General features: G+C 64.2%; 27 protein-coding genes and 1 tRNA gene. 12 read left to right on the forward strand and 16 right to left on the reverse strand.

All coding sequences use genetic code 11. The features are described 5' to 3' along the window. Positions 1 to 34: 34 nt before the first annotated feature. The 5 genes from grpE to ACFSQR_RS10980 all read right to left on the reverse strand — a co-directional run bounded on the left by grpE (position 35) and on the right by ACFSQR_RS10980 (position 5,656). Positions 35 to 571 carry a nucleotide exchange factor GrpE gene (gene grpE, locus ACFSQR_RS10960; RefSeq protein WP_377729809.1) on the reverse strand — a complete coding sequence of 179 codons (537 nt, stop codon included), beginning with the start codon at positions 569 to 571 and terminating at the stop codon, positions 35 to 37. Positions 572 to 933: 362 nt separating this feature from the next. Further along, positions 934 to 2,040 carry a ferrochelatase gene (gene hemH / locus ACFSQR_RS10965; RefSeq protein ID WP_377729810.1) on the reverse strand — a complete coding sequence of 369 codons (1,107 nt, stop codon included), beginning with the start codon at positions 2,038 to 2,040 and terminating at the stop codon, positions 934 to 936. An 84-nt stretch (positions 2,041 to 2,124) separates the two neighbouring features. Then, positions 2,125 to 3,768, reverse strand: coding sequence for a DNA repair protein RecN (gene recN / locus ACFSQR_RS10970; protein WP_377729811.1), 1,644 nt, complete (start codon positions 3,766 to 3,768; stop codon positions 2,125 to 2,127). 7 nt (positions 3,769 to 3,775) lie between these two features. Further along, positions 3,776 to 4,684, reverse strand: coding sequence for an NAD kinase (locus tag ACFSQR_RS10975; protein ID WP_377729812.1), 909 nt, complete (start codon positions 4,682 to 4,684; stop codon positions 3,776 to 3,778). Positions 4,685 to 4,774: 90 nt separating this feature from the next. Continuing rightward, a complete protein-coding gene (locus tag ACFSQR_RS10980) occupies positions 4,775 to 5,656 on the reverse strand; it encodes a DUF3667 domain-containing protein (RefSeq protein ID WP_377729813.1) in 882 nt (293 codons plus the stop codon). 134 nt (positions 5,657 to 5,790) lie between these two features. On the opposite strand from ACFSQR_RS10980, the gene ACFSQR_RS10985 reads away from it, so the two are divergent. Genes ACFSQR_RS10985 through gloA form a run of 4 tightly spaced genes read left to right on the forward strand, consistent with a single transcriptional unit; the run spans position 5,791 to position 8,291 of the window. Then, a complete protein-coding gene (locus ACFSQR_RS10985; protein WP_377729814.1) occupies positions 5,791 to 6,096 on the forward strand; it encodes a hypothetical protein in 306 nt (101 codons plus the stop codon). Next, positions 6,093 to 7,415 carry a PQQ-dependent sugar dehydrogenase gene (locus ACFSQR_RS10990; protein ID WP_377729815.1) on the forward strand — a complete coding sequence of 441 codons (1,323 nt, stop codon included), beginning with the start codon at positions 6,093 to 6,095 and terminating at the stop codon, positions 7,413 to 7,415. Before ACFSQR_RS10985 ends, ACFSQR_RS10990 begins: the two co-directional genes overlap by 4 nt. Beyond that, positions 7,415 to 7,840 (forward strand): OsmC family protein, encoded by a 426-nt coding sequence (locus ACFSQR_RS10995; RefSeq protein WP_377729965.1) that lies wholly within the window; start codon positions 7,415 to 7,417, stop codon positions 7,838 to 7,840. The genes ACFSQR_RS10990 and ACFSQR_RS10995 overlap by 1 nt, the downstream gene beginning before the upstream one ends. A 40-nt stretch (positions 7,841 to 7,880) precedes the next feature. Beyond that, positions 7,881 to 8,291, forward strand: coding sequence for a lactoylglutathione lyase (gloA, locus tag ACFSQR_RS11000; RefSeq protein WP_377729816.1), 411 nt, complete (start codon positions 7,881 to 7,883; stop codon positions 8,289 to 8,291). Positions 8,292 to 8,554: 263 nt separating this feature from the next. Here gloA and ACFSQR_RS11005 read toward each other — a convergent pair whose 3' ends face one another. The 4 genes from ACFSQR_RS11005 to ACFSQR_RS11020 form a co-directional block, all read right to left on the reverse strand. Further along, positions 8,555 to 9,913, reverse strand: a complete 1,359-nt coding sequence (locus ACFSQR_RS11005; protein ID WP_377729817.1) for a TolC family outer membrane protein — start codon at positions 9,911 to 9,913, stop codon at positions 8,555 to 8,557. A 30-nt stretch (positions 9,914 to 9,943) separates the two neighbouring features. After that, entirely contained in the window at positions 9,944 to 10,267 is a 324-nt protein-coding gene (locus ACFSQR_RS11010; RefSeq protein ID WP_377729818.1) for a rhodanese-like domain-containing protein, read from the reverse strand. Between the two features lie 3 nt (positions 10,268 to 10,270). Then, complete coding sequence (locus ACFSQR_RS11015; protein ID WP_377729819.1) at positions 10,271 to 10,924, reverse strand: protein-L-isoaspartate O-methyltransferase; 654 nt, start codon at positions 10,922 to 10,924, stop codon at positions 10,271 to 10,273. A 163-nt stretch (positions 10,925 to 11,087) separates the two neighbouring features. Beyond that, positions 11,088 to 11,726, reverse strand: a complete 639-nt coding sequence (locus tag ACFSQR_RS11020; RefSeq protein WP_377729820.1) for a TetR/AcrR family transcriptional regulator — start codon at positions 11,724 to 11,726, stop codon at positions 11,088 to 11,090. 124 nt (positions 11,727 to 11,850) lie between these two features. Here ACFSQR_RS11020 and ACFSQR_RS11025 point away from each other — a divergent pair, with 124 nt between their 5' ends. The 3 genes from ACFSQR_RS11025 (at position 11,851) to recQ (ending at position 15,279) form a co-directional block, all read left to right on the forward strand. Continuing rightward, positions 11,851 to 12,120, forward strand: a complete 270-nt coding sequence (locus ACFSQR_RS11025; RefSeq protein ID WP_377729821.1) for a YkgJ family cysteine cluster protein — start codon at positions 11,851 to 11,853, stop codon at positions 12,118 to 12,120. 501 nt (positions 12,121 to 12,621) lie between these two features. Continuing rightward, on the forward strand, positions 12,622 to 13,455 hold the full coding sequence (locus ACFSQR_RS11030; RefSeq protein WP_377729823.1) for an undecaprenyl-diphosphate phosphatase: 834 nt from the start codon (positions 12,622 to 12,624) through the stop codon (positions 13,453 to 13,455). A gap of 6 nt (positions 13,456 to 13,461) precedes the next feature. Further along, complete coding sequence (gene recQ / locus ACFSQR_RS11035; RefSeq protein ID WP_377729824.1) at positions 13,462 to 15,279, forward strand: DNA helicase RecQ; 1,818 nt, start codon at positions 13,462 to 13,464, stop codon at positions 15,277 to 15,279. 12 nt (positions 15,280 to 15,291) lie between these two features. Here the strand turns inward: recQ and ACFSQR_RS11040 are convergent, their stop codons facing one another. Continuing rightward, positions 15,292 to 16,017, reverse strand: coding sequence for a glutathione S-transferase family protein (locus ACFSQR_RS11040; RefSeq protein WP_377729825.1), 726 nt, complete (start codon positions 16,015 to 16,017; stop codon positions 15,292 to 15,294). Between the two features lie 78 nt (positions 16,018 to 16,095). Here ACFSQR_RS11040 and ACFSQR_RS11045 point away from each other — a divergent pair, with 78 nt between their 5' ends. Continuing rightward, positions 16,096 to 16,977 (forward strand): LysR family transcriptional regulator, encoded by an 882-nt coding sequence (locus ACFSQR_RS11045; protein WP_377729826.1) that lies wholly within the window; start codon positions 16,096 to 16,098, stop codon positions 16,975 to 16,977. A gap of 54 nt (positions 16,978 to 17,031) precedes the next feature. Here the strand turns inward: ACFSQR_RS11045 and trmB are convergent, their stop codons facing one another. After that, positions 17,032 to 17,712, reverse strand: a complete 681-nt coding sequence (gene trmB, locus ACFSQR_RS11050; RefSeq protein WP_377729966.1) for a tRNA (guanosine(46)-N7)-methyltransferase TrmB — start codon at positions 17,710 to 17,712, stop codon at positions 17,032 to 17,034. A 293-nt stretch (positions 17,713 to 18,005) separates the two neighbouring features. Between trmB and ACFSQR_RS11055 the strand changes: the two genes are divergently transcribed. Then, positions 18,006 to 18,350 carry a hypothetical protein gene (locus tag ACFSQR_RS11055; protein WP_377729827.1) on the forward strand — a complete coding sequence of 115 codons (345 nt, stop codon included), beginning with the start codon at positions 18,006 to 18,008 and terminating at the stop codon, positions 18,348 to 18,350. Between the two features lie 4 nt (positions 18,351 to 18,354). On the opposite strand, the gene ACFSQR_RS11060 is transcribed toward ACFSQR_RS11055, so the two are convergent. Beyond that, positions 18,355 to 18,864, reverse strand: a complete 510-nt coding sequence (locus tag ACFSQR_RS11060) for a YybH family protein (RefSeq protein ID WP_377729828.1) — start codon at positions 18,862 to 18,864, stop codon at positions 18,355 to 18,357. Positions 18,865 to 19,016: 152 nt separating this feature from the next. On the opposite strand from ACFSQR_RS11060, the gene ACFSQR_RS11065 reads away from it, so the two are divergent. Continuing rightward, on the forward strand, positions 19,017 to 19,838 hold the full coding sequence (locus ACFSQR_RS11065) for a LytTR family DNA-binding domain-containing protein (protein ID WP_377729829.1): 822 nt from the start codon (positions 19,017 to 19,019) through the stop codon (positions 19,836 to 19,838). 15 nt (positions 19,839 to 19,853) lie between these two features. On the opposite strand, the gene ACFSQR_RS11070 is transcribed toward ACFSQR_RS11065, so the two are convergent. Beyond that, on the reverse strand, positions 19,854 to 20,600 hold the full coding sequence (locus tag ACFSQR_RS11070; protein WP_377729830.1) for a LytR/AlgR family response regulator transcription factor: 747 nt from the start codon (positions 20,598 to 20,600) through the stop codon (positions 19,854 to 19,856). Then, on the reverse strand, positions 20,597 to 21,826 hold the full coding sequence (locus tag ACFSQR_RS11075; protein WP_377729831.1) for a sensor histidine kinase: 1,230 nt from the start codon (positions 21,824 to 21,826) through the stop codon (positions 20,597 to 20,599). The genes ACFSQR_RS11070 and ACFSQR_RS11075 overlap by 4 nt, the downstream gene beginning before the upstream one ends. A gap of 181 nt (positions 21,827 to 22,007) precedes the next feature. On the opposite strand from ACFSQR_RS11075, the gene ACFSQR_RS11080 reads away from it, so the two are divergent. Further along, a complete protein-coding gene (locus tag ACFSQR_RS11080) occupies positions 22,008 to 22,556 on the forward strand; it encodes a hypothetical protein (protein ID WP_377729832.1) in 549 nt (182 codons plus the stop codon). Next, positions 22,543 to 23,751, forward strand: coding sequence for a hypothetical protein (locus ACFSQR_RS11085; protein WP_377729833.1), 1,209 nt, complete (start codon positions 22,543 to 22,545; stop codon positions 23,749 to 23,751). The genes ACFSQR_RS11080 and ACFSQR_RS11085 overlap by 14 nt, the downstream gene beginning before the upstream one ends. Positions 23,752 to 23,774: 23 nt before the next feature. On the opposite strand, the gene ACFSQR_RS11090 is transcribed toward ACFSQR_RS11085, so the two are convergent. Both ACFSQR_RS11090 and ACFSQR_RS11095 read right to left on the reverse strand, forming a co-directional pair. Then, positions 23,775 to 23,848 (reverse strand) — tRNA-Gly (locus ACFSQR_RS11090). Between the two features lie 91 nt (positions 23,849 to 23,939). Beyond that, on the reverse strand, positions 23,940 to 24,935 hold the full coding sequence (locus tag ACFSQR_RS11095) for a TraB/GumN family protein (protein ID WP_377729834.1): 996 nt from the start codon (positions 24,933 to 24,935) through the stop codon (positions 23,940 to 23,942). Between the last annotated feature and the right edge of the window lie 48 nt (positions 24,936 to 24,983).

A 24,983-nucleotide genomic window follows, 5' to 3' on the forward strand; every position in this document is an offset into this window, starting at 1 on the left:
TTGCGCTTTCAAGCCCCGCCGCGTCAAGCCGGCCTTATTTTGGCTGCGCAACGGTCACGATGGCTGGCCGCAGCAGGCGGTCGGCGATCGTGTAGCCCTTCTGGAGAACGCTCACAACGGTGTTCGGCTCCTGCTCGGATGGAACGAGCGAGACAGCCTGATGCTTCATCGGGTCGAGCTTGTCGCCCGGCGCCGGCATCACTTCCAGCAAGCGGTTCTTTTCGAATGCGGAGGTGAGCTGCTTCAGGGTCAGTTCCACGCCTTCCTTGAGCGACTCGATGGTCGGGGTCTCGACCTTGAGCGCCATTTCCAGGCTGTCGCGCACCGGCACCATCGACTCGGCGAAGCTCTCGATGGCAAATTTATGCGCCTTGGCGACGTCTTCCTGGGCGCGGCGGCGGATGTTCTCGCCCTCGGCCTTGGCGCGCATGAACGCATCGTGCATTTCCGCCAGCTTGGCTTCCGTCTGGGCCAGCTGTTCCTCGAGCCCCGCGTTGGCCTCGGGCGGCTGCGCTGCGGTGCTGTCCGGTTGCGTGTCCACCGGCGCTTCCTGATTTTCTTGATCTTGCATCGAAAAAACTCCTAGAATCAATGACTTAGCTATTATCAGGCGGGCAACGCCAACCTACAGCGCCCCAGATGGGGGTGCCGCGCCGATTTTCAAGGCTATTACTGCAATATTTCCGGCAGGCTCTACCGCCCAAATGTAACTGTCGTTACATTTATTACTGTCTGGACAATGCGAGGCTTCCCGCGTGGCGATATGATGGGCTATCGATAAGTCCCACCGCGAGACCCTATGGAAAACCCGACCTTCAAGCTGCACTTGCTGACTGCGGGCGTGCTGGCCTGGACGATGCTCGCCACGGCCTGTATCTGCTGGTCGGATATCGTTCTGCCCTGAGCGGACCGTCTTGCACGGTTTGCAACCCGCTATTGTAACGCACCCATGGAGACAGCTTTTTCACGCCCGAGTTCCAGCTCGGCCCGCGCCGCCTCGCGCGCGGTGTTGGACTGCACCGTCGGCCAGCCGACCAGATGCTGCTCGGCGATCTCGGCCAGGGCCGCAATCCATTCCTTCGACTCGTTCAGGCAGGGGATGTAGCTGAACTTCTCTCCGCCGGCGGCCATGAAGGCGTGGCGCACTTCCATGTCGATCTCTTCCAGCGTCTCCAGGCAGTCGGCGACAAAGCCCGGGCACATCACGTCCACGCTGCGCACGCCGTCGCGCGCCAGCTGTTCCAGCGTGGGCTGGGTGTAGGGCTGCAGCCACTCGGCCTTGCCGAAGCGCGACTGGAAGGTCACGATGTACTGGTCCGGCTGCAGCCGCAGGCGCTGCGCCAGCAGGCGCGCGGTCTTGTGGCACTCGCAGTGGTAGGGGTCGCCCAGCAGCAGCGTGCGCTTGGGCACGCCGTGGAAACTCATCACCAGCTTTTGCGCGCGGCCGTTGGCCTCCCAGTGCGCCTCCACCGATGCGGCCAGCGCGGCGATGTAGGCGTCGTGGTCATGGTAGCCGCGCACGATGCGCAGCTCGGGCAGGTTGCGCACCTTCCTGTAGTGGTCGAACACGGCGTCGGCCACCGAGGCGGTCGTGGTGCCCGAATACTGCGGGTAGGCGGGCAGGATCGCGATGCGGGTGCAGTTGTCCGCCTTGAGCTTGTCCAGCACCTCGGGGATCGACGGCGAACCGTAGCGCATCGCCATTGCGACCTCGACGCGGTGGCCGCGCTCGCCCAGCAGGCCGCGCAGCAGCATGGCCTGCTTCTGGGTATGGACCATCAGCGGCGAGCCGTCGCGGGTCCAGACCGACTCGTACTTTTTGGCGGACTGGCCGGAGCGGAACGGCAGGATCACCAGGTTCAGGATCAGCGACCAGATGGCGCGCGGGATCTCCACGACGCGCGGATCGGAGAGGAACTCCTTCAGGTAGCGGCGCACTGCCTTGGGCGTAGGCGCGTCCGGCGTGCCGAGGTTGACCAGCACGATGGCGGTGCGCTGTTCGGCGCCGTGGGTGAAGGTGGGTTCGCTGCTGAAGGCCATGTGATTGCCGGTTATGGTAAAAGCGGCATTATAGGTTTAATGTGCGCGGGCCGGGGACAGTCCCGCCGGAACAGCCCCCACCGCTCAGGATGCGAGCAGCTCGCGCGCGTGCTTGCGCGTGGTCGCGGTGATCTCGATCCCGCCCAGCATGCGCGCCACTTCTTCCACGCGCGCTTTGCTGTCCAGCACTTCGATGCGCGACACCGTCTTGCCCGTGTCGAGCGTGCCCTTGGCCACCTGGAAGTGCGCGTTCGCCTGGCTGGCCACCTGCGGCAGGTGCGTCACGCACAGCACCTGCCGGTTCTGGCCGAGGCGCTTGAGCAGGCGCCCCACGACTTCGGCCACGCCGCCGCCGATGCCGCTGTCGACTTCGTCGAAGATCAGGGTCGGCACGGTGGTCGCATTCGAGGTAATCACGGAAATCGCGAGCGAGATGCGCGCCAGCTCGCCGCCGGAGGCCACCTTGGCCAGCGGCCGCGGCGCCACGCCGGCATGCCCCGCCACCAGGAACTCGACCTGCTCGACTCCGTGCGCGGACGGCTCGCAGGGGTTGAGCGCGACCGCGAACGCGCCGCCGGTCATGTTCAGCTCCTGCATCGCGCGCGTCACTTGCGCGCCGAGGTCGCGGGCGGCTGCTGCGCGCACCGCGGACAGCTTCGCCGCCTCGTCCATGTAGGCGGCGCGCGCTTTCGCCTCCTGCTTGCGCAGGCCCTCGATGTCGCTGGCGTCGGCCAGCTGGCGCAGTTCGCCGGAGAGGCGCGCGTGCTCCTCGTGCAGTGCTTCCGGCGCCACGCGGAACTTGCGCGCGGTGCCGTGCAGCGCCTCCATGCGCGACTCGACTTCCTGCAGGCGCGCCGGATCGAGTTCGACGCGGCCCAGGTAATCGTTGAGCGCGTACACCGCCTCCTGCAGCTGGATGCGGGCCGGCTCGACGCAGTCGAGCACCGGCTTGAGGGCGGCGTCGATGTCGGCCAGCTTGGCCAGCCGGCTGTTGATGCCGTTCAGCTGCGACAGGATCGGATGGTCGGATTCGGAAATGGCCGCCAAAGCCTCCTGCGCGCCTTCCAGCAGGCTGGCCGCATGCGACAGGCGCCCGTGTTCGGCGCTGACTTCGGCCCATTCACCGGCCTTGGGAGACAGCTTGTCCAGCTCCCCCACCTGCCACTCCAGGCGCTCGCGCTCCATCAGCACGTTCTTCGCGTTGGTTTCGTACTCGTCGAGCTGGCGCGCGACGGCGCGCCAGGCGCGGTAGGCCGCGGCGACCGGTTTGACGTCGGCACCGGCCTGGTTGTCGAGCAGCGCGCGCTGCGCCTCGGGCTTGAGCAGGGACTGGTGCGCGTGCTGGCCGTGGATATCGACCAGCAGCTCGCCCAGGTCGCGCAGCTGGGTGGCAGTGGCGGCGACCCCGTTGATGAAGGCTTTCGAGCGGCCCGCATTGTCGATCACGCGGCGCAGCAGCGCCCCGCCCTCTTCCAGCGCGAACTCGTTCTCCGCCAGCCACGCCGCCGCCTCGCCGGTCGCCGCGAACTCGGCGCTGATGTCGGCCTTGGCCGCGCCCTCGCGCACCACGCTGGCGTCGCCGCGCCCGCCCAGCGCCAGCTGCAGCGCGTCGATCAGGATCGACTTGCCGGCGCCGGTCTCGCCGGTGAAGACGGTAAAGCCGCCTGGGAATTCGAGTTCGATCGCGTCGACAATGACGAAGTCGCGGATGGTAAGCGTACGCAGCATGGGTAAATCAGTATCCTTTTGTGAGCTTGCCTTCGACCGAAGGGTATTCGTTCCAGTGCAGCTTTTCGCGCAGGGTGTCGTAGTAGCTCCAGCCTTCCGGGTGCAGGAAGGTGATGGTGTCGGGCGAGCGCTGGATCAGGATCTGGTCGCCGTGCGCCAGGCTCGCGAAGGTTTGCATGTCGAAGTTGACGCTGACGTCGCGCCCGCTCACCACCTCGATCACGATATGCGAGGAATCGGGCAGCACGATCGGCCGGTTCGACAGCGCGTGCGGGGCGATCGGCACCATGCCGATGCCGTTCAGGGTCGGGTGCATCAGGGGGCCTCCGGCCGACAATGCGTAGGCCGTCGATCCGGTGGGCGTGGCGATGATCAGGCCGTCCGAGCGCTGGTTGTACATGAAGCGCTCGTCCACCGAGACCTTCAGCTCCACCATGCCGGCGCCCGCGCCGCGCGCGACCACCACGTCGTTGACGGCCAGGCCGCTGGCGATCACCGCGCCGTCGCGCACCACGCGCGCTTCCAGCAGCGTGCGCTTTTCCTCGAACGCTTGCCCGCCCAGGATCTCGCCCAGCGCGGGAAGCATGCGCTCGATCGGAATGTCGGTCATGAAGCCGAGCCGGCCCTGGTTGATGCCGACCAGCGGCACGTCGAACGGCGCCAGCTGGCGCGCGATGCCAAGCATGGTGCCGTCGCCGCCCATCACGATCATCAGGTCGGCCTGCAGCCCGATCGCCTCGATCGACAGCGCCTCCATGCCGGGCAGCCCGAGGTGGGCGGCCGTGTCGTCTTCCAGCACGATGCGGTAGCCCGCCTGTTCCAGGAACCCGATCACGCTGCGGACCGGCTCTTCGATGCCGGCGGTGTTGTGCCGGACTGCGAGCGCGATGGTCTTGTGTTTGTCGTTAGCGGGCATAAGGGTCCGTTTAGTCGGGACGATCCGGGCGGCTGTATGGATTCACAGTATAAACAAGGTGGCGCCGGATTGGCAAAGCGGCCATCCGGGTCAGCTTATCATCGGCAGCACCAGCGCGGCCAGCACGGCCACCGCCAGGCTCAATGCGTGCAGGGTGGCCAGCACGACCCAGCGCAGGAAGGTCACGATGCGCGAGCCGCCGTACACCCTGCGCATGGCGGTCGGCAGGTAGAACACCAGCCACACGCCAAGCAGGAAAGTGAGGAAGCCCCAGGGCGACAGCATCATCAGCGTGATCTGCAGGTAGGCGAAGGCGTTGGTGTGCAGCGCGAACAGGAAGTGCTCGCCGTAGCGCCGTCCGCTGCCGAGGTACAGCAGCTTGAGGTAGAAGGCGAACAGCGGCATCAGCAGCAGCATCGCATACGGCGCATAGCTGTAGAACCCGGCGGCGAATACCTTGTTTCGCTGGGCCTCCGGCAGCGCCAGGACGCTCTTCATTTTCGCGACAGGCCCGGGTCCGATGTAGTCGACCAATCCTTGCAGATCGCTGCCGTTGCGCCGGGCCTCTTCCTCCTCCTTCGATCCGGCGGCGGGCGGCCCGGACAGCGTTGCGCCATTGGCGCGCGCGGCCTGTTCCTGCCCGGTCTTGCCCGCGTCGGAGTTCACCAGGTCCACATTGCTGAGCTTCATGGTGGCGAAGAACAGGATGCTGAAGGTCAGGAAGATGCGCAGCGGGATGATGTAGCTCGCGCGCCGGCCGGCCAGGTATTCCGTGGTCAGCTTGCCCGGCTTGAACAGCATCAGCTTCAGGGTGCGCCACAGCTTGCCCTCGACGGCGATGTAATGGGTGATGAACTCGTGGATGAATTCGCGCGCGCTGGGCACATGGAGGCGGGTCTCCTGGCCGCAATTGGCACAGTAGTTCAGGTGGACGGGGGTGCCGCAGTTCAGGCATTGGGTGGCGTCGTGCATGGAGCGCTCTAATTAATTTGGCAATACACGATGGTAACGGCTTCATTGCTAAATTGCATCATCCAATTGCGCGACTGACAGTGTGGCGCGGCAGTACGATGGGGCAAAACCGATATGCTCCGGAGGAATTGGCAATGGCAACTGAAGCACGCGACCGCAGGGTCAACACGGAAGAGCGCATGCTCAACGATGGGGAGAAGCGCCTGCCGCACGAACGCGACGAAACACCCGACGGGCAGGACCAGCGTCCGCGCGGCGTCATGGAACAGGCCGCAAGCGACCTGGAACAGGGCCTGGTAGATACCGACCTGCACGGCACGCGCGGGGTGGAAAAAGCGGTCACGCCGACCGGCAACGGCCAGGCGCGCCCGACCGGCAATGCGGACAAGGACATGCGCGAACGTCCGGCCACGCACCGCGACCCGCGGGGCGCCAAGTGAAGCGTCCGCTGCTCGCGGCCTGTGCCGCCACGCTCGCCGCCGGCCTGGCCCATGCCCAGCAATACCCCACGGGCTACGGACCGAATCCGGCCCTGCCCAAGCCTGAAAAATCGCTGCTGCCCACCGTGAATGTGGCGAAAGCCGTGCCATGGCCGGAGGGAACCGCACCGGTTGCGGCAGCGGGCCTGCGCGCCACGCCTTACGCCACCGGCCTGCAGCATCCGCGCTGGGTGTACGTGCTGCCCAATGGCGACGTGCTGGTGGCCGAGACCAACCGTCCGCCCAAGGAAACCAAGGGCATCAGGGAAGCCGTGATGGGCGCCGCAATGAAGCGCGCCGGCGCAGCCGCGCCCGCCCCGCACCGCATCACCCTGCTGCGCGGCGTGGACGCCAGCGGCAGGGCGGCGCAGCGTTCGGTGCTGATCGAAGGCCTGGCATCGCCGTTCGGCATGGCGCTGGTGGGCAGCGACCTGTACGTGGCGAATGCGCACGAGCTGCTGCGATTCCCGTACAAGGAAGGCGACACCACCATCGCCGCGAAGGGAACGCGCGTGGCGGCCCTCCCCGCCGGCATCAACCATCACTGGACCAAGAGCCTGGTCGCCAGCCCGGACGGCAAGAAGCTCTACGTGGGCGTGGGCTCGAACTCGAACGTGGCCGAAAAAGGCATGGAGATCGAGGAAGGCCGCGCCGCCATCTGGGAGTTCGACCGCGCGAGCGGCAAGGGGCGGATCTTCGCGAGCGGCCTGCGCAACCCGGTCGGCATGGCATTCAACCCGCAGTCGCGCAAACTGTGGGTCGCCGTGAACGAGCGCGACGAACTGGGCAACGACCTGGTCCCCGACTATATGACGAGCGTGCGCGACGGCGGCTTCTATGGCTGGCCGTACAGCTACTTCGGCAAGAACGTGGACGAGCGCGTCAAGCCGCAGCGCCCTGACCTGGTGGCGCGCGCCATTGTGCCCGACTACGCGCTGGGTTCGCACACGGCCTCGCTCGGGCTGGCTTTCTATGACGGCAAGCTGATGCCGCAGTTCGCCAACGGCGCGCTGGTCGGACAGCATGGCTCCTGGAACCGCGACCCGCGCAGCGGCTACAAACTGATCTTCGTGCCGTTCGCGAACGGCATGCCGAGCGGCCCGCCGCAGGACCTGCTGACCGGCTTCCTGTCGCCCGACGGCGAAGCCTACGGCCGCCCGGTCGGCGTGGCGGTCGACAAGCAGGGCGCGATCCTGCTGGCCGACGACGTCGGCAATATCATCTGGCGCCTGACCCCGGCAGGCGCCAACACACCAACCCCAGCTGGAGGAAAGCAATGATCAAGAAGACAGCGAGCGCCGAATGGTCCGGCGGCATCAAGGACGGCACCGGCTTCATCTCGACCGAAACCGGTGCGCTCAACCGCCATCCCTACGGATTCAAGGCGCGCTTCGAGGACGGCCCGGGCACCAATCCGGAAGAACTGATCGGCGCCGCGCATGCGGGCTGCTTCACGATGGCGCTGTCGGGCAAGCTGGGCGAAGCCGGCATGACCGCGACCAGGCTGAGCACCAAGGCCACTGTCTCGCTTGAGAAGTCCGATGGGGGCTTTACCATCACTGCCGTCCATCTCGAACTCGATGCGGAGATTCCGGGCGCCGACCAGGCGAAGTTCGACGCCGCGGTGAAGGACGCCAAGGAGAACTGCCCTGTTTCCAAGCTACTGAAGGCAAATATCACGCTCGACGCAAAGCTGCAGGCTTGACGCTACAATCCTCCTTTACCTCACGAGTACTGGAACCAAGATGCGCATTTTGCATACGATGCTGCGGGTCGGCGACCTGCAGCGTTCGATCGACTTTTACACCAAGGTGCTGGGCATGAAGCTGCTGCGCACCTCCGACAACCCTGAATACAAGTACACGCTGGCCTTCGTCGGCTACGGGAACAACCCGGAGCATGCGGAACTGGAGCTGACTTACAACTACGGCGTGGACAAGTACGAGATGGGCACCGCGTACGGTCACATCGCGATCTCGGCCGACGATATCTATGCCGCCTGCGAATCGGCGCGCGCCAACGGCGGCAACGTCACGCGCGAGCCGGGCCCGGTCAAGGGCGGCACCACCGTGATCGCGTTCATTACCGATCCCGATGGCTACAAGGTCGAGCTGATCGAGCGCAAGGACCAGGGCTCGGGCGGCGGCCTGCGCTGACAGGGTGGCGGGAAGGACTGTCCCGCGCTTCCCGGCACGCCCCGAATTTGGCGGAATCGGCCATGAATGGGGCGATTCCGCCAAAAGTCTGCGGCGAGAACCGCCCGCCCAGCAGGGATAGCCCCGGGCCTGGCGGAATCGGCCATGAATGGGCCGATTCCGACAAAACGCCTTCTGGACGGACCAATGCAAAACGGCGCCTTTCGGCGCCGTGTCGTTTGTGCGAACGTCCGGGGACAGTACTGCCCCCTTCGGTCGACGTCTTAATGCTGCAGCAGGGTGTTGATGGTCACCAGGTCGGCTTCCTTCAGCACGCCGGCGGCGGCTTTCAGGCGCAGGCCGTTGATGATGGTGTCGTAACGCGCGCGCGACAGGTTGCGGCGGGTGAGGTACAGCTGGTTCTGCGCGTTCAGCACGTCGATGTTGATACGCACGCCCACCTGGTAGCCCAGCTTGTTGGAATCGAGCGCGGACTGGCTCGAAACTTCCGCCGCTTCCAGCGCGCGCACCTGCGCCAGGCCGCTGTTCACGCTGGCGAACGCCACGCGTGCGCCTTGTGCCGCGTTACGGCGGGTCGCTTCGAGGTCGTTGCGGGCCTTGTCTTCCAGTGCGATGGCTTCACGCACGCGGCTGGTGACGGCAAAGCCGTTGAAGATCGGGACTGCCAACGTGACGCCGATGCTGTTGCTCTTCACCGTGCCGGAGCCTTCGCTCTGGCCGGGCACGCGCACGCGGTTCGCGTCAGCGATCAGGTTCGCGGTCGGGTAGTGGCCCGCGCGATTGCGCGAAATGTCGCGCTTGGCCGATTCCACGTTCAGGGTTGCGCCGATGACGGCGAAGTTCTGGGTTTCTGCCGACGACACCCACTGGTCGATCACGGCCGGCTGTGGCGGCGTGAGGGCGACGCCTGGCTTGAGCGGCGCCAGTGCGGTTGGCGCGGTGCCGATGATCGACTGCAGCGCGCTGCGCTTGTTTTCCAGGTCGGTCGCGGCGGCGAATTCCTGCGCCACGACGAGGTCATACGCGGCCTGCGCTTCGTGCGTGTCGGTGATGGTCTGGGTGCCAACCTCGAAGTTGCGCTTGGCCGATGCGAGCTGCTCGGTGGTCGCGGTCTTCTGCGCGCGGATCGACTCCAGCGTGTCTTGCGAGGCCAGCACGTCGAAGTAGGCCTGCGCCACGCGGGTGATCAGGTCCTGCTGCGCCTGTGCGAACTGCGCTTCGATGATGCCCTGGGTGAGCTTGCTCTGCTGGTAGGTCTGCCAGCTGGCCCAGTTGAACAGCGGCTGCGACAGCGACACGCCATAGCGGCGCGAGCGCGAATCGTCGTCGATCGAGCCGATGGTGAACGGCAGGCCGGTTTGTGGATTGGTGACGGTCTGGCCAACGTTCCATGGCGTGGTTTCGCTCGAGCCGCGCGAGATCGACGCCGAACCGCTGATCGATGGCAGCAGCAGAGCGCGTGCCTGCGGTACCCTCTCCATCCCCGCCTGCAGCGATGCGCGCGCGCTGGCGAAGGTCGCATCGTTGGCGAGCGCCTGCTGGTAGACCTGAAGCAGGTCCGCCGCGTGGGCGTCAAGCGAGAAAGCGCTGGCGAGCAGCACGGCGATGAGGGACTTATGCATTCTTATTCTCCGTTGGTGTCTCTAAAATTGTCAGTACTGCGGCATCGATGGGTCCACCTGGACCGCCCAGGCGTGGATCCCGCCCGTCAGGTTGATTACATCCCTAAATCCATTGCGCTCGAGGTAGTGCGCGACATGCATGCTGCGCACGCCGTGATGGCATACGCACACGATGCGCGCTTCCTCGTCCAGCTCTCCCAGTCGCACGGGAACCGAATTCATCGGCATGTGGGTCGAGCCACCGATATGGCAAGTCCCGAACTCCCACCCTTCGCGCACATCCAGCAGCACCGGGCGGGGACGGGATTCGTCTTCCAGCCAGGATTGCAGCTCGGGGGCGCTGAGGTGAAGCATCGGTCAGAACGTGAAGCGCGACGGTGCCGGCGCGGCGCGCAGCGGCTTGACGTTGGTTTCGAAAATGGAGACGGTGTCGTACGCCGTATCCGATACACGGGTGATGATGTTGACCGCCTGGACCGGTGCATGGCCGACGATCGCGGCGATGCGGCCGCCGACCTTGACCTGCTTGAGGAAGGCTTCCGGCAGCGCTTCCAGTGCGCCCGAGATGACGATCACGTCGAACGGGGCGCCGCTGGTCCAGCCGGCCGCGCCATTGCCCAGTTCCACCGTGACGTTGGACACGCCGGCCTTGGACAGGTTGGACTGCGCCAGTTCCTTCAGCGACGGCAGCAGCTCCACGGTGGTCACGTGGCGCGCCTGGTGCGCCAGCAGTGCCGCCATGTAGCCGGATCCGGCGCCGATTTCCAGCACGTTTTCGTCTTTCTTCACCTGCAGCTCCTGCAGGATGCGCGCTTCCATCTTTGGCGTGAACATGGCTTCGCCCTCGCCCAGCGGGATTTCCGTATCGGCGAAGGCCAGGCTCTTGTACGCCTCGGGGACGAACTGCTCGCGCTTGACCACCGTCAGCAGCTCGAGCACCTCCGGATCCAGGACGTTCCATGGACGGATCTGCTGTTCGATCATGTTGAAGCGTGCTTGTTCGATGTTCATGTTGATGCTCTGGGCAAAAATAAAGAATCCGATATTTTATCGTTGAAAGGCTCCAGTACGAATATCTTACTGATAAGGAGCCGCGGAAGCCCCCAAATTGCGACAGTCTGCATATTTTGGGGGCTGAAGCTGCGAAATTGCCGAGTTAGCGCCTTTTTCAGGGCTAATCGGCCTGGATGCCGCCGAGGACCATGGCGGCAAAGTTCGACAGGAAGCGCTCGGCATCCACATCGCCCTGGTCGCACGGGCCGCAGGAATGCTTCCACAGGGTCAGCATCAGCATGGGCGCGATCAGCACCTGCGTGCTGGTTTCGATGTCCGCCACGCGAAATTCCTTGCGCGCCACGCCGCGTTCGAGCACGCTGCTGAGCACACGGGTGCCCCGGACGATCACTTCCTTGCGGTAGAAGGCTGCGAGGTCGGGGAAATTGTTGGCCTCCGCCATCACCAGCTTGACGATGCCGGACGCCTTGGTGCCGCCCACCCGCTCCCACCAGCCGAACAGGATGGCGCGCAGCAGCTCGCCCGATTCGCCTTCGTACCCGGCCACGACATCTTCCGCGTCGCCGATCGCTGTTACTATACTGTCCCGCACCACGGCCTTGAACAGCTCTTCCTTGTTGGCGTAATACAAATAGAGCGTGCCCTTGGAGACGCCTGCGCGCCGCGCCACGTCTTCCAGGCGGGTGGCGGCAAAGCCGCGTTCGACAAACAGGTCGAGGGCGGCGGCCAGCAGTTCCTGCGGCCGCGCATCCTTGCGACGTTCCCAGCGGGGTGCTTTAGCGCCTGTAGGGGCAACCATGATGCGGTCCAATAAACGACTGTGTAGTTAATCAGGGCAGCGGCCGGGCTGGCGCCCTCCGCTTACTTATCTGAAATGATTGTAGCAAAGCATGCACCGGTCACGGTGACACTTTTTTAGGCGTATGGACACCAAGCTCGACTGCCGACCCGGCTGCGGCGCATGTTGCACCGCGCCCTCGATCACCAGCGCGATCCCCGGCATGCCGGATGGGAAACCGGCCGGGGTACGCTGCGTACAACTGGCCGACGACAATCGCTGCCTGATTTTTGGGCAGCCCGGGCGGCCGGCCGTCTGCGCCGGGCTGCAGCCGGCGGCGGACATGTGCGGCCCGGACCGCGAACACGCGATGATCTGGCTGGCGCAGCTCGAAAGCGCCACAGCACCTGGCTAGACAACCGAACCGGACCCGTTTCAGCGCCCGGTCCGGGAATTCGTCCGGCAAGCTCGGCCAGATTCCTTGCGTTCAGTGTGCGCTTTACAGGCAGCCGACCGGAACGCCGTCTCGCAGGATGCGGTGCGTGACGAAACAGCGCTTGGCGTCAGCTTGACCACCTCACCGGGTGCGACCTTGGCGATCGTGGCGCGGGAAGGCTTGAAGAAGGTGTATTTATTCGCAGCCGCGATGAGGTCGGCGTTTTCGAGCTTCCCGCTGGGCATAGGCGTCGATATTGTGAGTTGTGGTCACTACACGATGTGACGAGTCATCGATGGGGCGGCTCAGCATGGATCACGGCTTTCGCCGGGATGACGGGAGGCCGTTGTGCGCGGATTGGCGGGATTTTGCGTTGAAAGCGACGGAATACGGCTGGCCGGGGCTGCTGCGTGGTAAGCTTCCGGTCCGCTACGCAGTACCTCAGCCGTTCGATTTCGGTTGCACAACGACACGATTTACATGGATCTCACTCTCGCGCTTCAAGCCATCATCATGGGTCTGGTGGAGGGCTTCACCGAATTCCTGCCCATTTCGTCCACCGGCCACCTGATCCTGGCCGGCAGCCTGATCGGATTTACGGGCGAGACCGCGAAAGTGTTCGATATCGCCATCCAGGCCGGCGCGATGCTGGCGGTGATCTGGGAATACCGCGCGCGCATCGGCTCGGTCATCACGGGCCTGGGCCACGACCCCAAGGCGCAGCGCCTGGTGATCAACCTGATCGTGGCGTTCATTCCTGCGGCACTGCTGGGCCTGGTGTTCAGCGGCATGATCAAGGATGTGCTGTTCCATCCGGTACCGGTGGCGATCGCGTTCATCGTCGGCGGCATCATCATCTGGCTGGTCGAGCGCAACGGCAAGGAGCGCGAGGCGAACGCGCGCATCCAGAGCGTGGACGACATGCGCATTTCCGACGCGCTCAAAGTGGGGCTGGCGCAAGCGTTCTCGCTGATCCCCGGCACCAGCCGCTCGGGCGCGACCATCATCGGCGGCATGCTGCTGGGCCTGTCTCGCAAGGCGGCCACCGAATTCTCCTTCTTCCTCGCGATCCCGACGCTGCTGGCGGCCACCGTGTATTCGGTCATCAAGGAGCGCGAGCTGCTGACGATGTCCGACCTGCCGCTGTTCGGCATCGGCGGCCTGGCCGCGTTCGTGTCGGCATTCCTGTGCGTGCGCTGGTTACTGCGCTATATCAGCTCGCACGACTTCACGATCTTCGCCTGGTATCGTATTGTGTTTGGCATCGTCATCCTCATCACGGCCCACTACAACCTGGTTGACTGGGCGCACTAAGCCATCATGACTACCGATATCAGCGCGCGCGCGGTCCAGCAGCTGCAGACCGTGTTCGGCTATCCGGCCTTCCGGGGCCAGCAGGCCGACATCGTCGAGCACGTCGGTAGCGGCGGCGACGCGCTGGTGCTCATGCCGACCGGCGGCGGCAAATCCCTCTGCTACCAGATCCCGGCGCTGCTGCGCGACGGCGTCGGCGTGGTGATCTCGCCGCTGATCGCGCTGATGCAGGACCAGGTCGACGCGCTGGCGGAAGTGGGCGTGCGCGCCGCCTTCCTCAACTCCACCCAGACCTTCGAAGAGTCGATGCGCATCGAGCGCCAGGTGCGCATGGGCGAGCTCGATCTCGTGTACGTGGCGCCGGAACGCCTGATGACGCCGCGCTGCATGGAGCTGTTCGAGTCCTCGCGCATCGCGCTGTTCGCGATCGACGAGGCGCACTGCGTCTCGCAATGGGGCCATGACTTCCGGCCCGAATACATCAAGCTGTCGATCCTGCACGAGCGCTTCCCGGACGTGCCGCGCATCGCGCTTACCGCGACCGCGGACCAGCAGACGCGCGCCGAGATCGCGATGCGCCTGCAGCTGGAAGACGCGCGCCAGTTCGTCTCCTCGTTCGACCGCCCGAACATCCGCTACCTGATCGTCGAGAAGACCAACGGCCGCAAGCAGCTGCTCGACTTCATCACCGGCGAGCACGGCGACGACGCGGGCATCGTGTACTGCCTGTCGCGCAAGAAGGTGGAGGAGACCGCGGAGTTCCTGCAGCAGAACGGCATCCGCGCCCTGCCCTACCACGCCGGCATGGACCACGCGAAGCGCGCGGCCAACCAGTCGAAGTTCCTGCGCGAAGAGAGCATCGTGATGGTCGCGACCATCGCCTTTGGCATGGGCATCGACAAGCCGGACGTGCGTTTCGTCGCCCACCTGGACCTGCCCAAGTCGATCGAGGGCTATTACCAGGAGACCGGGCGCGCGGGCCGCGACGGACAACCGGCCACTGCGTGGATGGCGTATGGCCTGCAGGACGTGGTGCTGCAGCGGCGCATGATCGACGAGTCGGAGGCCGACGAAACCTTCAAGCGCGTGCTGTCGATGAAGCTCGATGCGATGCTCGGCTTGTGCGAGACGCTGAACTGCCGCCGCATGCGCCTGCTCGGCTACTTCGGCGAATCGTCCGGCCCGTGCGGCAACTGCGATACCTGCCTGATGCCGCCGGTGTCGTTCGACGGCACGGTGCCAATCCAGAAGCTGCTCTCGACGATCTACCGCGTGGACCAGCGCTTCGCCGCCGGGCATGTGATCGATGTGCTGCGCGGCGTGGAAAGCGAGCGCATTCGCCAGTGGCATCACGACCAGCTATCGGTGTTCGCGATCGGCGCCGACCGCAGCGAGCAGGAATGGCGCGCGATCCTGCGCCAGGCCATCGCGCTCGGGCTGGTGACGGTGGACCACGAACAATTCAGTTCGCTGCGCCTGACCGATGCGGCGCGGCCTGTGCTCAAGGGCGGACAGAAGGTGCAGCTGCGCCAGTACCAGAAACCGGTGAAGCAGAAGCGCCAGGCGGCGCCGAAGGGATATACCGAGACCGACCTGTCCCCGGCGGAGCAGGCCATCTTCGACAAGCTGCGCTGGTGGCGGGTGGAGACGGCGCGCGCGCACAATGTGCCGGCGTACGTGGTGTTCCAGGATGCGACGCTGCGCGAGATCGCCAAGGCCAAGCCGGCGTCGCTGGGCGACCTGCGCTTTGTGACCGGCGTCGGCGACAAGAAGCTCGCCTCCTACGGCGACGAAATCATCTCCCTCATCGCCGACATGGCGTAAGCGGCCGCCGCTTCAGGACAGCACCGCGGCTTGCGCTTCGATCCTGGCCGACAGTGCCGAGCCGCGCCGGTGCAGGAATTCGAGCAGCAGTGAGCGATAGCGCGGTTGCACGGCGTCGCGGACAGAGGGCCGCGACGCAAGGGCCTTCCGCCATGCGAGCGTTTTCGGCAATCCGTCAAAGAAGCCGAAGCCGGCCAGCTCGTCAAACACGTCGAAGTAGCGGAACACGGGGCCGAACACGGCGTCCACGAGGCCGAACCGGGCTCCGGCGAAGAAGGGGCCTTCGCGCAGCTGTGCCTCGACCTGCTCCAGCCGCGAGCGGATCAGGGCGGCCTGCGATGCCAGTGCCGCCTCGTCGCTGGCGTTGTAGAAGCCGCCAATCGCGTTCAGCAGCGCGGAACCGAACTCCATCCACGCACGTTGCCGGGCACGCTCGAGCGGGGCCTCGGGATGCAGGCGCGGCGCCAGTGTCTCGTCGAGGTACTCGCAGATGACTGCCGATTCGAAGACCGGTTCATCATCGACCAGCAGGACGGGCGTCTTGCCGAGCGGCGAGCAGGCGAGGAACCAGGCTGGCTTGTTCGCAAGGTCGACGTCGACGCGTTCGAAGGCGACGCCCTTTTCCGTCAGCACGATGACGGCGCGCTGCACGTACGGGCACAGTACATGGCTGACCAGGGTGAAACGTGGTTTCGTCGGGCCTGCTCCGGGGGTGGTATGGGATTGTGGGAGGTTCATGGCATTTTTCCGTTCAAGTGGGATGCCATCTATCGTAGAATTGCAGGCACGCAATTGGAATAGGCGTTTTCACACTCCATGTCTGCAGAACTGCAATACCGAATGAGCGCCGGCGACCTGGAGGTCGTGCTGGCCCTGGTGCGCGCGGGGAACCTGGCCGGCGCCGGCGAACGGCTTGGTGTCGATGCATCCACGGTGTTCCGTGCGATCGGCCGGATCGAGCGCGGGATCGGCCAGCGGCTGTTCAACCGCTCGCGGGCCGGCTACCAGGCGTCCGAACTGGCGCAGGTCCTGGCAGAGCATGCGGAACAGGTGGAAACCCGCCTGGAACAGGCGAGGTCGGCGGCGCAGTCCGCCACGGAGCAGGTGACGGGCACGGTCAGGATTACCACGACGGATACCATCCTGCACGGACTGGTCGCCCCTGCCTTGCGCACGCTCGATGCGGTTCACCCGCTGCTGGCGTATGAACTGCACACCGGTAACGAGGTCACCAGCCTGACCCGGCGCGACGCCGATATCGCGGTGCGCGCCACCAAACGGCCGCCCCAACACCTGGTGGGCAAGCACCTCGGCCCCATCCGGGTAGCGCTGTTCGCGGCACGGCATGGGCCCATTCAAAGCTATCGGGAAGTCGAGTCGGGCCAGGCGGCCTGGATCGCGCCGGACGACGCGCTGCCCGACCACCCGTCCGTGGTCTGGCGCAAGCGCCGCCATCCAAAGGCGGTCACCCGGTATCGGGTCAACAGTATCCTGACGGTGATGGAATTGACAGCTGCAGGTCTCGGCGTGGGCGTCCTGCCGCTGTTCCTGGCGCAATCACGCACCGACCTGGTCCAGCTGACCGACGTTATCGACGAATGCCAGACCGAGCTGTGGCTGCTCACGCATCCCGAGGCCCGGCACCTGCGACGGGTGTCCGCCGTGTACCGGCATTTGTCGGAGACGCTATCTCTGTGACTAGTCACCGCCCGACGGGGCGTGGCGCGCCGTGCCGTGCACAGCCTGGTCGCGCTAGCGCTTGGTGAAGACCAGGTCCCACACGCCGTGGCCCAGCTTGATGCCACGGTTCTCGAACTTGGTCAGCGGACGATACGCCGGCTGCGGCGCGTAGCCCTCGGCCGTGTTCTGCAGCGCAGGCTCGGCGCTCAGCACTTCCAGCATCTGCACCGCATAGTCTTCCCAATCGGTGGCGAGGTGGATATAGCCGCCGGTCTCCAGCTTGTCGCACAGCTTCTTCACGAACGGCCCCTGGATCAGGCGGCGCTTGTTGTGGCGCGCCTTGTGCCACGGGTCCGGGAAGAATACGTGCACGCCGGCCAGCGAGCCGTCGGCGATCATGTGGTCGAGCACCTCGACCGCATCGTGCTGGATCGCACGCAGGTTCGTGACGCCCTCTTCGCCGATCTGCTTGAGCAGGCTGCCCACGCCAGGCGTGTGCACTTCGACGCCGATGAAGTCCTTCTCCGGCATCTCTTTGGCGATGTGAATCGTGGTGTTGCCCATCCCGAAGCCAATCTCGAGGATCACCGGCGCCTTGCGGCCGAACACCGCGGCGGTGTCGAGCGGCGCTTTCGCGTATTCGACCAGGTACTTCGGACCCAGCTCTTCCAGCGCGCGAGCCTGCGCGGTAGACAGGCGGCCAGCGCGGGTGACGAAACTGCGGATGCGGTGTTCGGTCGGGTCGTACAGCATCGGACGGCCCTGGCCGTTGGTTGGGGTATCGGAAGACATGGGTATTTTCAGGAAGCGAAACGGGCAAAGCCGGGCCCTGCGGCCGGGGCGCCATTATAGCGCAACGCCCCGGCGCGCTTCCCGCGAGCTAACTCAAGTGGCAAGTCTCGACGTGGCCGGACAATGGCAAAAATCTCTTCTCCGCCATCACCATGACCATGCATCCGCTCAAGAACGACGAATCAGACAATTCCGACCCAGACGTAACGCGTGCGGGCTTTGACGGAGGTGGGGGTGGGGGCTACGATGGTTCCATGAGAGAGCGCATCACAAAATTGGAGGCATTCGCGGCGGATGCGATGAAGCGTTTCGATGGTATCGATGCACGCTTCGATCGCGTCGAGGCTCGGCTGGATACACTAAGCCAGCAGCTGCACGACTATCGCATTGAGACAAAGCATGACATCGATAACGCCGTCAGGTGGATCGTCGGCGTCATCCTGGCCGTCAGCATGGCCGCGATCACCATCGTCACGTTCGTGCTGAACCACGCGACACCCAGGACGATGCCACCCGCCCAACAGCTACAGCCGATCATTATCTATGCATCGGTACCGTCCGGAACGCAGGCGCGATCCACCGCCCCGGCACAGCCGTAAGCACTTACTTCGCTGCGAGCTGCGCGGGGCCGAGCGGCACGGCGCGCACGGCAACGAATTCCCAATCGTCACCGGCCGGCCGAATGAGGGCGAAGGTGAAGAACTCGCGCACCACCCGCTTGCCATTCGCGCCATCCGGCATCTCGAGGAAGACCGCGCTGTCGGTGGCATACATATCTCCCAGCTTTTCGATGCGGCGCACGACCGTGCGGTGCGTCATCCCATGGGGCAGGCCTTTGAACGAGTTGGTGTAGAAGGCGCCGAGCTGGTCCTTGCCGGTCAGTTGCTGGGTGCCGCCGATGGTTGCCGTCGCGTCGCTGGCGAAGCGAGACGTCATGGCCGCCACGTCGCGGCGGTTCCAGGCATCGTCCGCGGCATCTGCCACTTTTTGCAGCGTGCGCGCCAGCTCCGGGGCGACGGCACCGGACTGGGCGGCGGCCGGGTTGGCGCCGGCGAATGCCGCAAACGCTGCGCCAGCGACCAGGATACGGCTGAAAAGCTTGAACTTGGACACGTTACTTCTCCTGTTTGAAATGTGATGAGTACCGCCTTCCGGCGACCGGGGACGGATGAGTTGTTGCTAGAATCGGTAGTTTTCTGAATTCGGCCAACCAGCGCCAGCGTGGTTTCGCCAACCGACCGGTTTATTCGCAGGAGCACCAGCATATGCAGTTCACGAAGCGTGAATTCGATCTGTCCCGCGCGCTGTTCCAGCTCGCGGCTGCCGTCGTGCTCGGCGCTGTCTGTGCGGTGATCGGCCCGTTCGGCACCTACCAGGACCTGGGAACGGGCGCCCGATATGCATACTGGATTGGGCTCGTCCTGTTCGGCGCCGTCAGCATCGTGATCGCGGCGCACGCGCTTGCCGCGCTGCGGATCAAGATGCGCCAGTCCGTTCGCATTGCCGTGATCACGCTCGCGTCGGCCGTGCCGACCACGTTTGCGGTGGGATGGGCGGAGTCGCTCACGCGCCTGTCGAAGCCGATACCGCTGGAAGTCATCCCGCGCCTCTATGGCAGCGTGGCGCTGATCCAGCTCCTGATCGTATTGTTCCTGATGCGCCAGCGGCCTTCGGCGCATTCGCTCCTGCTGACAACGCCGCCGGCCGAGGCGCAGCCGGAGATGCCCGTGCAGCCGGAAGCGCCCCCTGCCGGCATCCGTCCGCAGCCTTTCATGGCGCGCATTCCGTCGCACCTGGGGAAAGAGCTGCTCGCCTTGGGCGCCGAGGACCACTACCTGCGTGTCATTACGCCGGCGGGATCGGACCTGATCCTGATGCGGCTGGGCGATGCCCTCAAGGAGCTGGACGAGTCGACCGGCCTGCAGGTACATCGGAGCTGGTGGGTGGCGCACGATGCCGTCAGGACGATCCGGCGCGACGGCGCAAAGCTGACGCTCGTCCTGTCAGACGGCCTGGAGGTGCCGGTGAGCCGGACCTATTCGGCCGCCGTGCGTACGGCGGAATGGCCGGCGCTGGGCCCGGCCTAGCCGCCGGGCAGGAGGTCAGTCGCGGAACAGGTGGGCAAACTTCCGGCTCACCACCAGCTTCTCGTCGCAGCCGCGCAGCAGCACCTGCAGGCGTTCGGCATCGACCCGTTCGGCAGCGGCGATCGCATTCACGTTGACCAGCGTGCCGCGATGGATCTGCCAGAACTTGTCCGGATCGAGCCCGCCCAGCAGGTCTTTCAGCGGAATGCGCACCAGCGCCTCCGAGCCCTCCAGCACCACGCGCGTGTACTTGGTATCCGACTGGAAGAACAGCACGTCGTTCACGTCGATCAGGCGGATCTGCTTACCGACGTTCGCCTTGATCCACTTCATCCGCTCGCGCTGCGCGCCCGGGATCGCGGACTTCAGCTGGCGCAGGATGTCGCCCAGGTCTTCCGGAGGCCGGTCCAGCTTTTCGCGGATGCGCGAGACCGCCCTGCCCAGCCGGTCGGCCTGCACGGGTTTCAGCAGATAGTCGACCGCGCCCGCGTCGAATGCTTCGACCGCGTACTGGTCATACGCGGTGACAAAGACCACATGCGCCGACTTGCCGATGCGCTCCGCCACTTCGAGCCCGGACAGCCCGGGCATGCGGATGTCGAGGAAGACCACTTCCGGCTCGTGTTCAAGGAAGCCATCCCACGCGTCGTTGCCGTTTTCCGCTACCTGCACGACCCGCGCGTCGGGCCAGCTTACCTCCAGCATCGCCAGCAGGCGCTCGCGCATCAGCGGTTCGTCTTCCGCGACCAGTACCGTCGTCATGCCGCCACCTTGTGTTCTATCTGCGCGGGGATCAGGATATCCGCGACGAAGCCGTTGCCATGCCCGTCGTGCAGCTCCAGCGCAGCCGCATCGCCGTGCGCCAGCTGCAGGCGGCGCCGCACGTTTTCCAGTCCGTTGCCGCCACCGGGCAGCGCGTTCATCCCGATGCCGGTGTCCTCCACACGGATCCTGATGCGGTCACCTTCGTGATGGGCCGATACCGTCACGTCGCCACCGCGCAGCGAAGGCTCGATGCCGTGCTTGATCGCATTCTCGACCAGCGTCAGCAGGATCATGCTGGGCACGCTCACGGCGGCAAGCGGCTCCGGCAACGATACCGAAAACGTCAGCCGATCGCCCAGCCGTGTCTTCATCACCTTCAGGTAGGACTCGACCAGCGCGAATTCGGAGGACAGCAGCACCTGGTCGCTGCGCATCTCCGTCATGCTCGCGCGGAGGAAGTCGATCAGGTTCGCGGTCAGTTCGGCAGCGCGCGGCGCGCCCTGCTCGGCCAGCTGCTGCACGGCGCCGAGCGTATTGAACAGGAAGTGCGGCTCGATCTGGGCGCGCAGGAGGCGCAGCTGGGACTCGCTTACCTCGCGTCCGAGCCGCTCGCGCTCCGCTTCAGCCTGCAGCTGCTGCGCTTCCATCTCCGACTGGCGCACCCTGATCCAGGTAAGCAGCAGCAGGAGCACCGACATCGCGGCTCCTGTGGTCACGCCGACGCGCAGGGCAACCATCGGAAGCTCGCCAATGATGTAGTCGATTGGCTTGCCCTTGCCGATCATTGCGGCGCTGGCTCCCACCAGCGCGCCGAGCGTCGCGCAACCGACAATGATGGCCACCAGTTTGAATTTATGCCTGGCCATCCGGCGCGAGTTGAACCAGACGCCCAGGAAGCCCATGAGCAGACCGAACCCGAACACGTTCCCGACCACGAGCCCTTCCACCAGATCGAATTCCTTCTTGAGACCCAGCTGCAGCAGGACGCCGCAAAGGCTGAACAGCAGCGCAAACTTCGCCACGGCGATGTAGAGCGTGCGGCCCTGGTACTTGATCGAGAACGCGCGCAGCTGCTGCCGCTCGACCGGGGACAGCTCGGCCAGCTTCTCGGCGACATAGCGGCGATATCCCGGTGCCGTTTTCGCGGCGAGCGATGGATCCGCCAGCACGTCAAGCTGCTCCTGCTCCCAGTCGTTGTACCACTTGGCGATGCGATTCCACATGTCCGGCTCCTTTTCATCCATAAATATATGTCATGGATGCAGTCTAGGGCCGGGAAATCGATGGAAACAGCGACAGGCGACGAGATACGAAACCACGTACGCGAACGACGAAATGAAATATTGGTGCGTCGAGCTTAGATTCTTGGCAATATGATGATTCTCAACCTTTGCGGATCACGACATGAAATCTCCACTGGCGATACTGTTTGCCGGCCTTGCATTCAGCACGCAGGCCCATGCCGCTCCGGATCTAACGGAAGACGTCCGGGCGCGAATTGCGAATGCGGTGGAGAGGTATGCCAGCGCGATCGCGTGCGCGGGAGTCAAGGTACAGCCTGGGAACGTCTATCTCATGGACCCGGGCAGGCTGGACGACCGGCTGCCCAAATATGCGGTGTTATGGACGGGCGATATCCGATGCCAGGGAGGTTCGGGAACGGAAGCCACACACCTGGCGATCGCCACGGTCAATACGGGGCAATATGTGGTGCAGCCCGAATTGTCATCGCCCGTCATTCGATTCGATAGCCCGGTCCGGTTTGTCACCCGAGTGGTGAGCGTCGCATCCGACACGCTTGTCCTGGAAGGCAAAGAATATGCGCCGGCGGACCCTCGAAGTAATCCCTCCGTGCCGGTACGCTTCACTTTGCGTGCCGACCGCGACGGCCATTGGAAGCTGACGGACAAAATTCATCTCGATAAGGTGACTGACGCGCATGGCAATCATTGATCTCTTCAGCCGCACTCCTTCCCCGGAAAAGTTCGCACAACTATTGATGACGGCTGCCCAAAAAAGCGGCGTCAGCAAACCAATGCAATTTGACGCCGATGACTTCCGCATCCTGGTCGGCGGTGCGGACCAGGTAGTTAACCTGCACAACCTGTATCGCGAATATGTCGCGGCACCGAAACACGAGCGCGACGCACTGTTGGCGAAATGTGCCTCTTTATTCGTTACCGAAGAAGTGCCCAGCAGTTTCGAAGATGTGAAAGACCGTTTGATGCCGCTGGTGCGAGCCCGCGGATATTGCGAATACCTGAGGCTTACCCAACTGGCATCGAAGTCCGAAGCTAGCCCGCTTACCGTATTCGAACCATTCAGCAGTGATGCCGTCCTGATGCTTGCAATCGATTCTGAACAGTCAATGTCGATGGTCACCACCGACAACTTGCGCGCATGGGGTATGTCGTTCGGCGAAGTCATGGCTACCGCGACGGACAACCTGCGCGACGTCACGGTCGATTCACTCGCAGAGATAATTCCTGGGGTGTTTGTGAGCGATTGGAACGATGCCTACGACTCTTCCAGGATTCTTCTGCCTGACCTCGCGTTTCGGATGTTCGCCGCTCCAGTCGCAATGGTACCGACTCGCGGACGTCTTTTGCTCACCTCCCGCCATAATCCCACGGGCATGCTGGCCATGATCGACCTCGCCATGCAGTGCGCCGAAGAGGAGGAGCGGACCGTGTCAGCAGTGATGTACGAGTTTGGCGAGCATGGTCCGGTGGAGTTTGCTCCTGAAGAACCTGTCGTGATGGCGAAACTCGAAAGCTTGAGGCGACAGTATTTGCTCGAAGACTACGGAGTGCAGTCCAAGCTGCTGGATCAAATCCATGAACAGCAGGACATCGATATTTTTGTCGCCACCTATATGCTTATCGAAAATAGCCGAACGGGAGAACAATATAGCTTGAGCACCTGGGCGAAGGACGTTGATTCGCTTCTCCCCAGGACGGACAGAATCGTGCTCGGCGCTCTCGGCGAAGAGCCGCGGATCGAAGTGCGCTGGGACGATCTTGTCCGGATTGCAGGCGAGCTCATGGTGCTCCAGCCAGAGGCGTATCCGGCCCGGTACAGGGTCGAACAGTTTCCGGGCGACGAACAACTACGCGCATTGAAGCAATGCGCTGTAGGCCTCAATTGAGGCCGTAGACAAAAACGTGCACATGGAGCGGGTGAAGGGAATCGAACCCTCGTCGTAAGCTTGGGAAGCTTCTGCTCTACCATTGAGCTACACCCGCCTTGCAACCGCATTCTACGCGCGCTTTGTTCAGATTGGCAATCCATGGGCTGGCGTTGGATGACCCTGGTCTAGCGACGCCAGCCCTTCCCTTACTCCGGGTCTTCCACCGAATAGCCTTTTGCCCGCAGGGCTGACAGGTACCCGTCCGGTGCAAGGATATGTTTCAGCGACAGCACGGCAAACGTCGATTTGTTTTGTGCCAGCGATCTCTCGACATTCGCGATCCACAGGTCCTGCATGCGCTTGTCGATATCCTTGAAGCCGGGCTGGTTCTTCAGGACGGAACTGGACAGGATCGCCGCCGTACAGGCGGTGTCGCGATCGGCAAAGTCGAGCTTTCGGATCACGTCGACATGGCCTTTCGCCCACGCATTGGCGCGCGTGCGCATGGCGTCGATGTCGTTCTCCAGCTGGTCCATCGTCTTTGTGAAGCACGAGATGTCTTCCAGCGAGCTTTTCTTGAACTCCCTGACCAGCTTGACCGGGCTATCCACAGGAATCTTGATTTCGCTGCTCGTGACTTTCAGCCCGTGCTGCTTCACGAGTTTGTTGATCGTTTCGCGCACGGACCGGCTGTTTTCGAGACCAGCCTTTTCGAGAGCGGCGCTGTGAAGGCGTGACGCCAGCAGGAGTGGGCGCATGCGCTCCAGTCCATCCTTCTTGTAGAGATATTTGTCGCGTAGCGTCAGCCAGCGCTGGTACACATCGGGGGCCAGCACGTCGCTCAGGGTCTGCTTTTCCGGCAGGTCGTTGATACCGAAGGCGAATGGGAGGATCGTGGCCATGCGCAGCAGCCCGATATCGGGCGTTGCCATTGGCGGGGAAAGGAATTCCTGGGATTGCGCGAGGATCGCTTCGACTTCATGCGAGCGCCATTCCATCTTGACCGGCAAGGGCGAGTAGGTGCCGAACACCCACAGCACGTGGTCGCCTTTGGACACCTTCCACAAGCCCGGACCGGGACGCTGGCCGACGACGCGGATCGTCTCGCCGCTGTCAGGCGCTACCGGTTCCGGTTCGCTTTGCGACATCGCGGGCAAGGCCATTGCCATCGCGAAGAACCCGGCAAACAAGCGTTTCAGCATTTCGTTATCTTTCCGTCGTGGAGGTGACGGAAAGATAACGATTGTTAC

It is taken from the genome of Pseudoduganella sp. GCM10020061, assembly GCF_042683405.1.
Taxonomy (GTDB): Bacteria; Pseudomonadota; Gammaproteobacteria; order Burkholderiales; family Burkholderiaceae_D; genus Telluria.

Excerpts from the sequence above, each read along its gene's own strand:
- ACFSQR_RS11015 (WP_377729819.1), bottom strand. The coding sequence starts at position 10,924 with ATGAACATCGAACAAGCACGCTTCAACATGATCGAACAGCAGATCCGT.
- ACFSQR_RS11095 (WP_377729834.1), bottom strand. The coding sequence starts at position 24,935 with ATGCTGAAACGCTTGTTTGCCGGGTTCTTCGCGATGGCAATGGCCTTG.
- recN (WP_377729811.1), bottom strand. The coding sequence starts at position 3,768 with ATGCTGCGTACGCTTACCATCCGCGACTTCGTCATTGTCGACGCGATC.
- ACFSQR_RS11020 (WP_377729820.1), bottom strand. The coding sequence starts at position 11,726 with ATGGTTGCCCCTACAGGCGCTAAAGCACCCCGCTGGGAACGTCGCAAG.
- ACFSQR_RS11075 (WP_377729831.1), bottom strand. The coding sequence starts at position 21,826 with ATGTGGAATCGCATCGCCAAGTGGTACAACGACTGGGAGCAGGAGCAG.
- ACFSQR_RS11085 (WP_377729833.1), top strand. The coding sequence starts at position 22,543 with ATGGCAATCATTGATCTCTTCAGCCGCACTCCTTCCCCGGAAAAGTTC.
- grpE (WP_377729809.1), bottom strand. The coding sequence starts at position 571 with ATGCAAGATCAAGAAAATCAGGAAGCGCCGGTGGACACGCAACCGGAC.
- ACFSQR_RS10975 (WP_377729812.1), bottom strand. The coding sequence starts at position 4,684 with ATGCCCGCTAACGACAAACACAAGACCATCGCGCTCGCAGTCCGGCAC.
- hemH (WP_377729810.1), bottom strand. The coding sequence starts at position 2,040 with ATGGCCTTCAGCAGCGAACCCACCTTCACCCACGGCGCCGAACAGCGC.
- recQ (WP_377729824.1), top strand. The coding sequence starts at position 13,462 with ATGACTACCGATATCAGCGCGCGCGCGGTCCAGCAGCTGCAGACCGTG.
- ACFSQR_RS11040 (WP_377729825.1), bottom strand. The coding sequence starts at position 16,017 with ATGAACCTCCCACAATCCCATACCACCCCCGGAGCAGGCCCGACGAAA.
- ACFSQR_RS11025 (WP_377729821.1), top strand. The coding sequence starts at position 11,851 with ATGGACACCAAGCTCGACTGCCGACCCGGCTGCGGCGCATGTTGCACC.
- gloA (WP_377729816.1), top strand. The coding sequence starts at position 7,881 with ATGCGCATTTTGCATACGATGCTGCGGGTCGGCGACCTGCAGCGTTCG.
- ACFSQR_RS11055 (WP_377729827.1), top strand. The coding sequence starts at position 18,006 with ATGAGAGAGCGCATCACAAAATTGGAGGCATTCGCGGCGGATGCGATG.
- ACFSQR_RS11030 (WP_377729823.1), top strand. The coding sequence starts at position 12,622 with ATGGATCTCACTCTCGCGCTTCAAGCCATCATCATGGGTCTGGTGGAG.
- ACFSQR_RS11005 (WP_377729817.1), bottom strand. The coding sequence starts at position 9,913 with ATGCATAAGTCCCTCATCGCCGTGCTGCTCGCCAGCGCTTTCTCGCTT.
- ACFSQR_RS10980 (WP_377729813.1), bottom strand. The coding sequence starts at position 5,656 with ATGCACGACGCCACCCAATGCCTGAACTGCGGCACCCCCGTCCACCTG.
- ACFSQR_RS11080 (WP_377729832.1), top strand. The coding sequence starts at position 22,008 with ATGAAATCTCCACTGGCGATACTGTTTGCCGGCCTTGCATTCAGCACG.
- ACFSQR_RS11065 (WP_377729829.1), top strand. The coding sequence starts at position 19,017 with ATGCAGTTCACGAAGCGTGAATTCGATCTGTCCCGCGCGCTGTTCCAG.
- ACFSQR_RS11045 (WP_377729826.1), top strand. The coding sequence starts at position 16,096 with ATGTCTGCAGAACTGCAATACCGAATGAGCGCCGGCGACCTGGAGGTC.
- ACFSQR_RS10985 (WP_377729814.1), top strand. The coding sequence starts at position 5,791 with ATGGCAACTGAAGCACGCGACCGCAGGGTCAACACGGAAGAGCGCATG.
- ACFSQR_RS11010 (WP_377729818.1), bottom strand. The coding sequence starts at position 10,267 with ATGCTTCACCTCAGCGCCCCCGAGCTGCAATCCTGGCTGGAAGACGAA.
- ACFSQR_RS11070 (WP_377729830.1), bottom strand. The coding sequence starts at position 20,600 with ATGACGACGGTACTGGTCGCGGAAGACGAACCGCTGATGCGCGAGCGC.
- trmB (WP_377729966.1), bottom strand. The coding sequence starts at position 17,712 with ATGCTGTACGACCCGACCGAACACCGCATCCGCAGTTTCGTCACCCGC.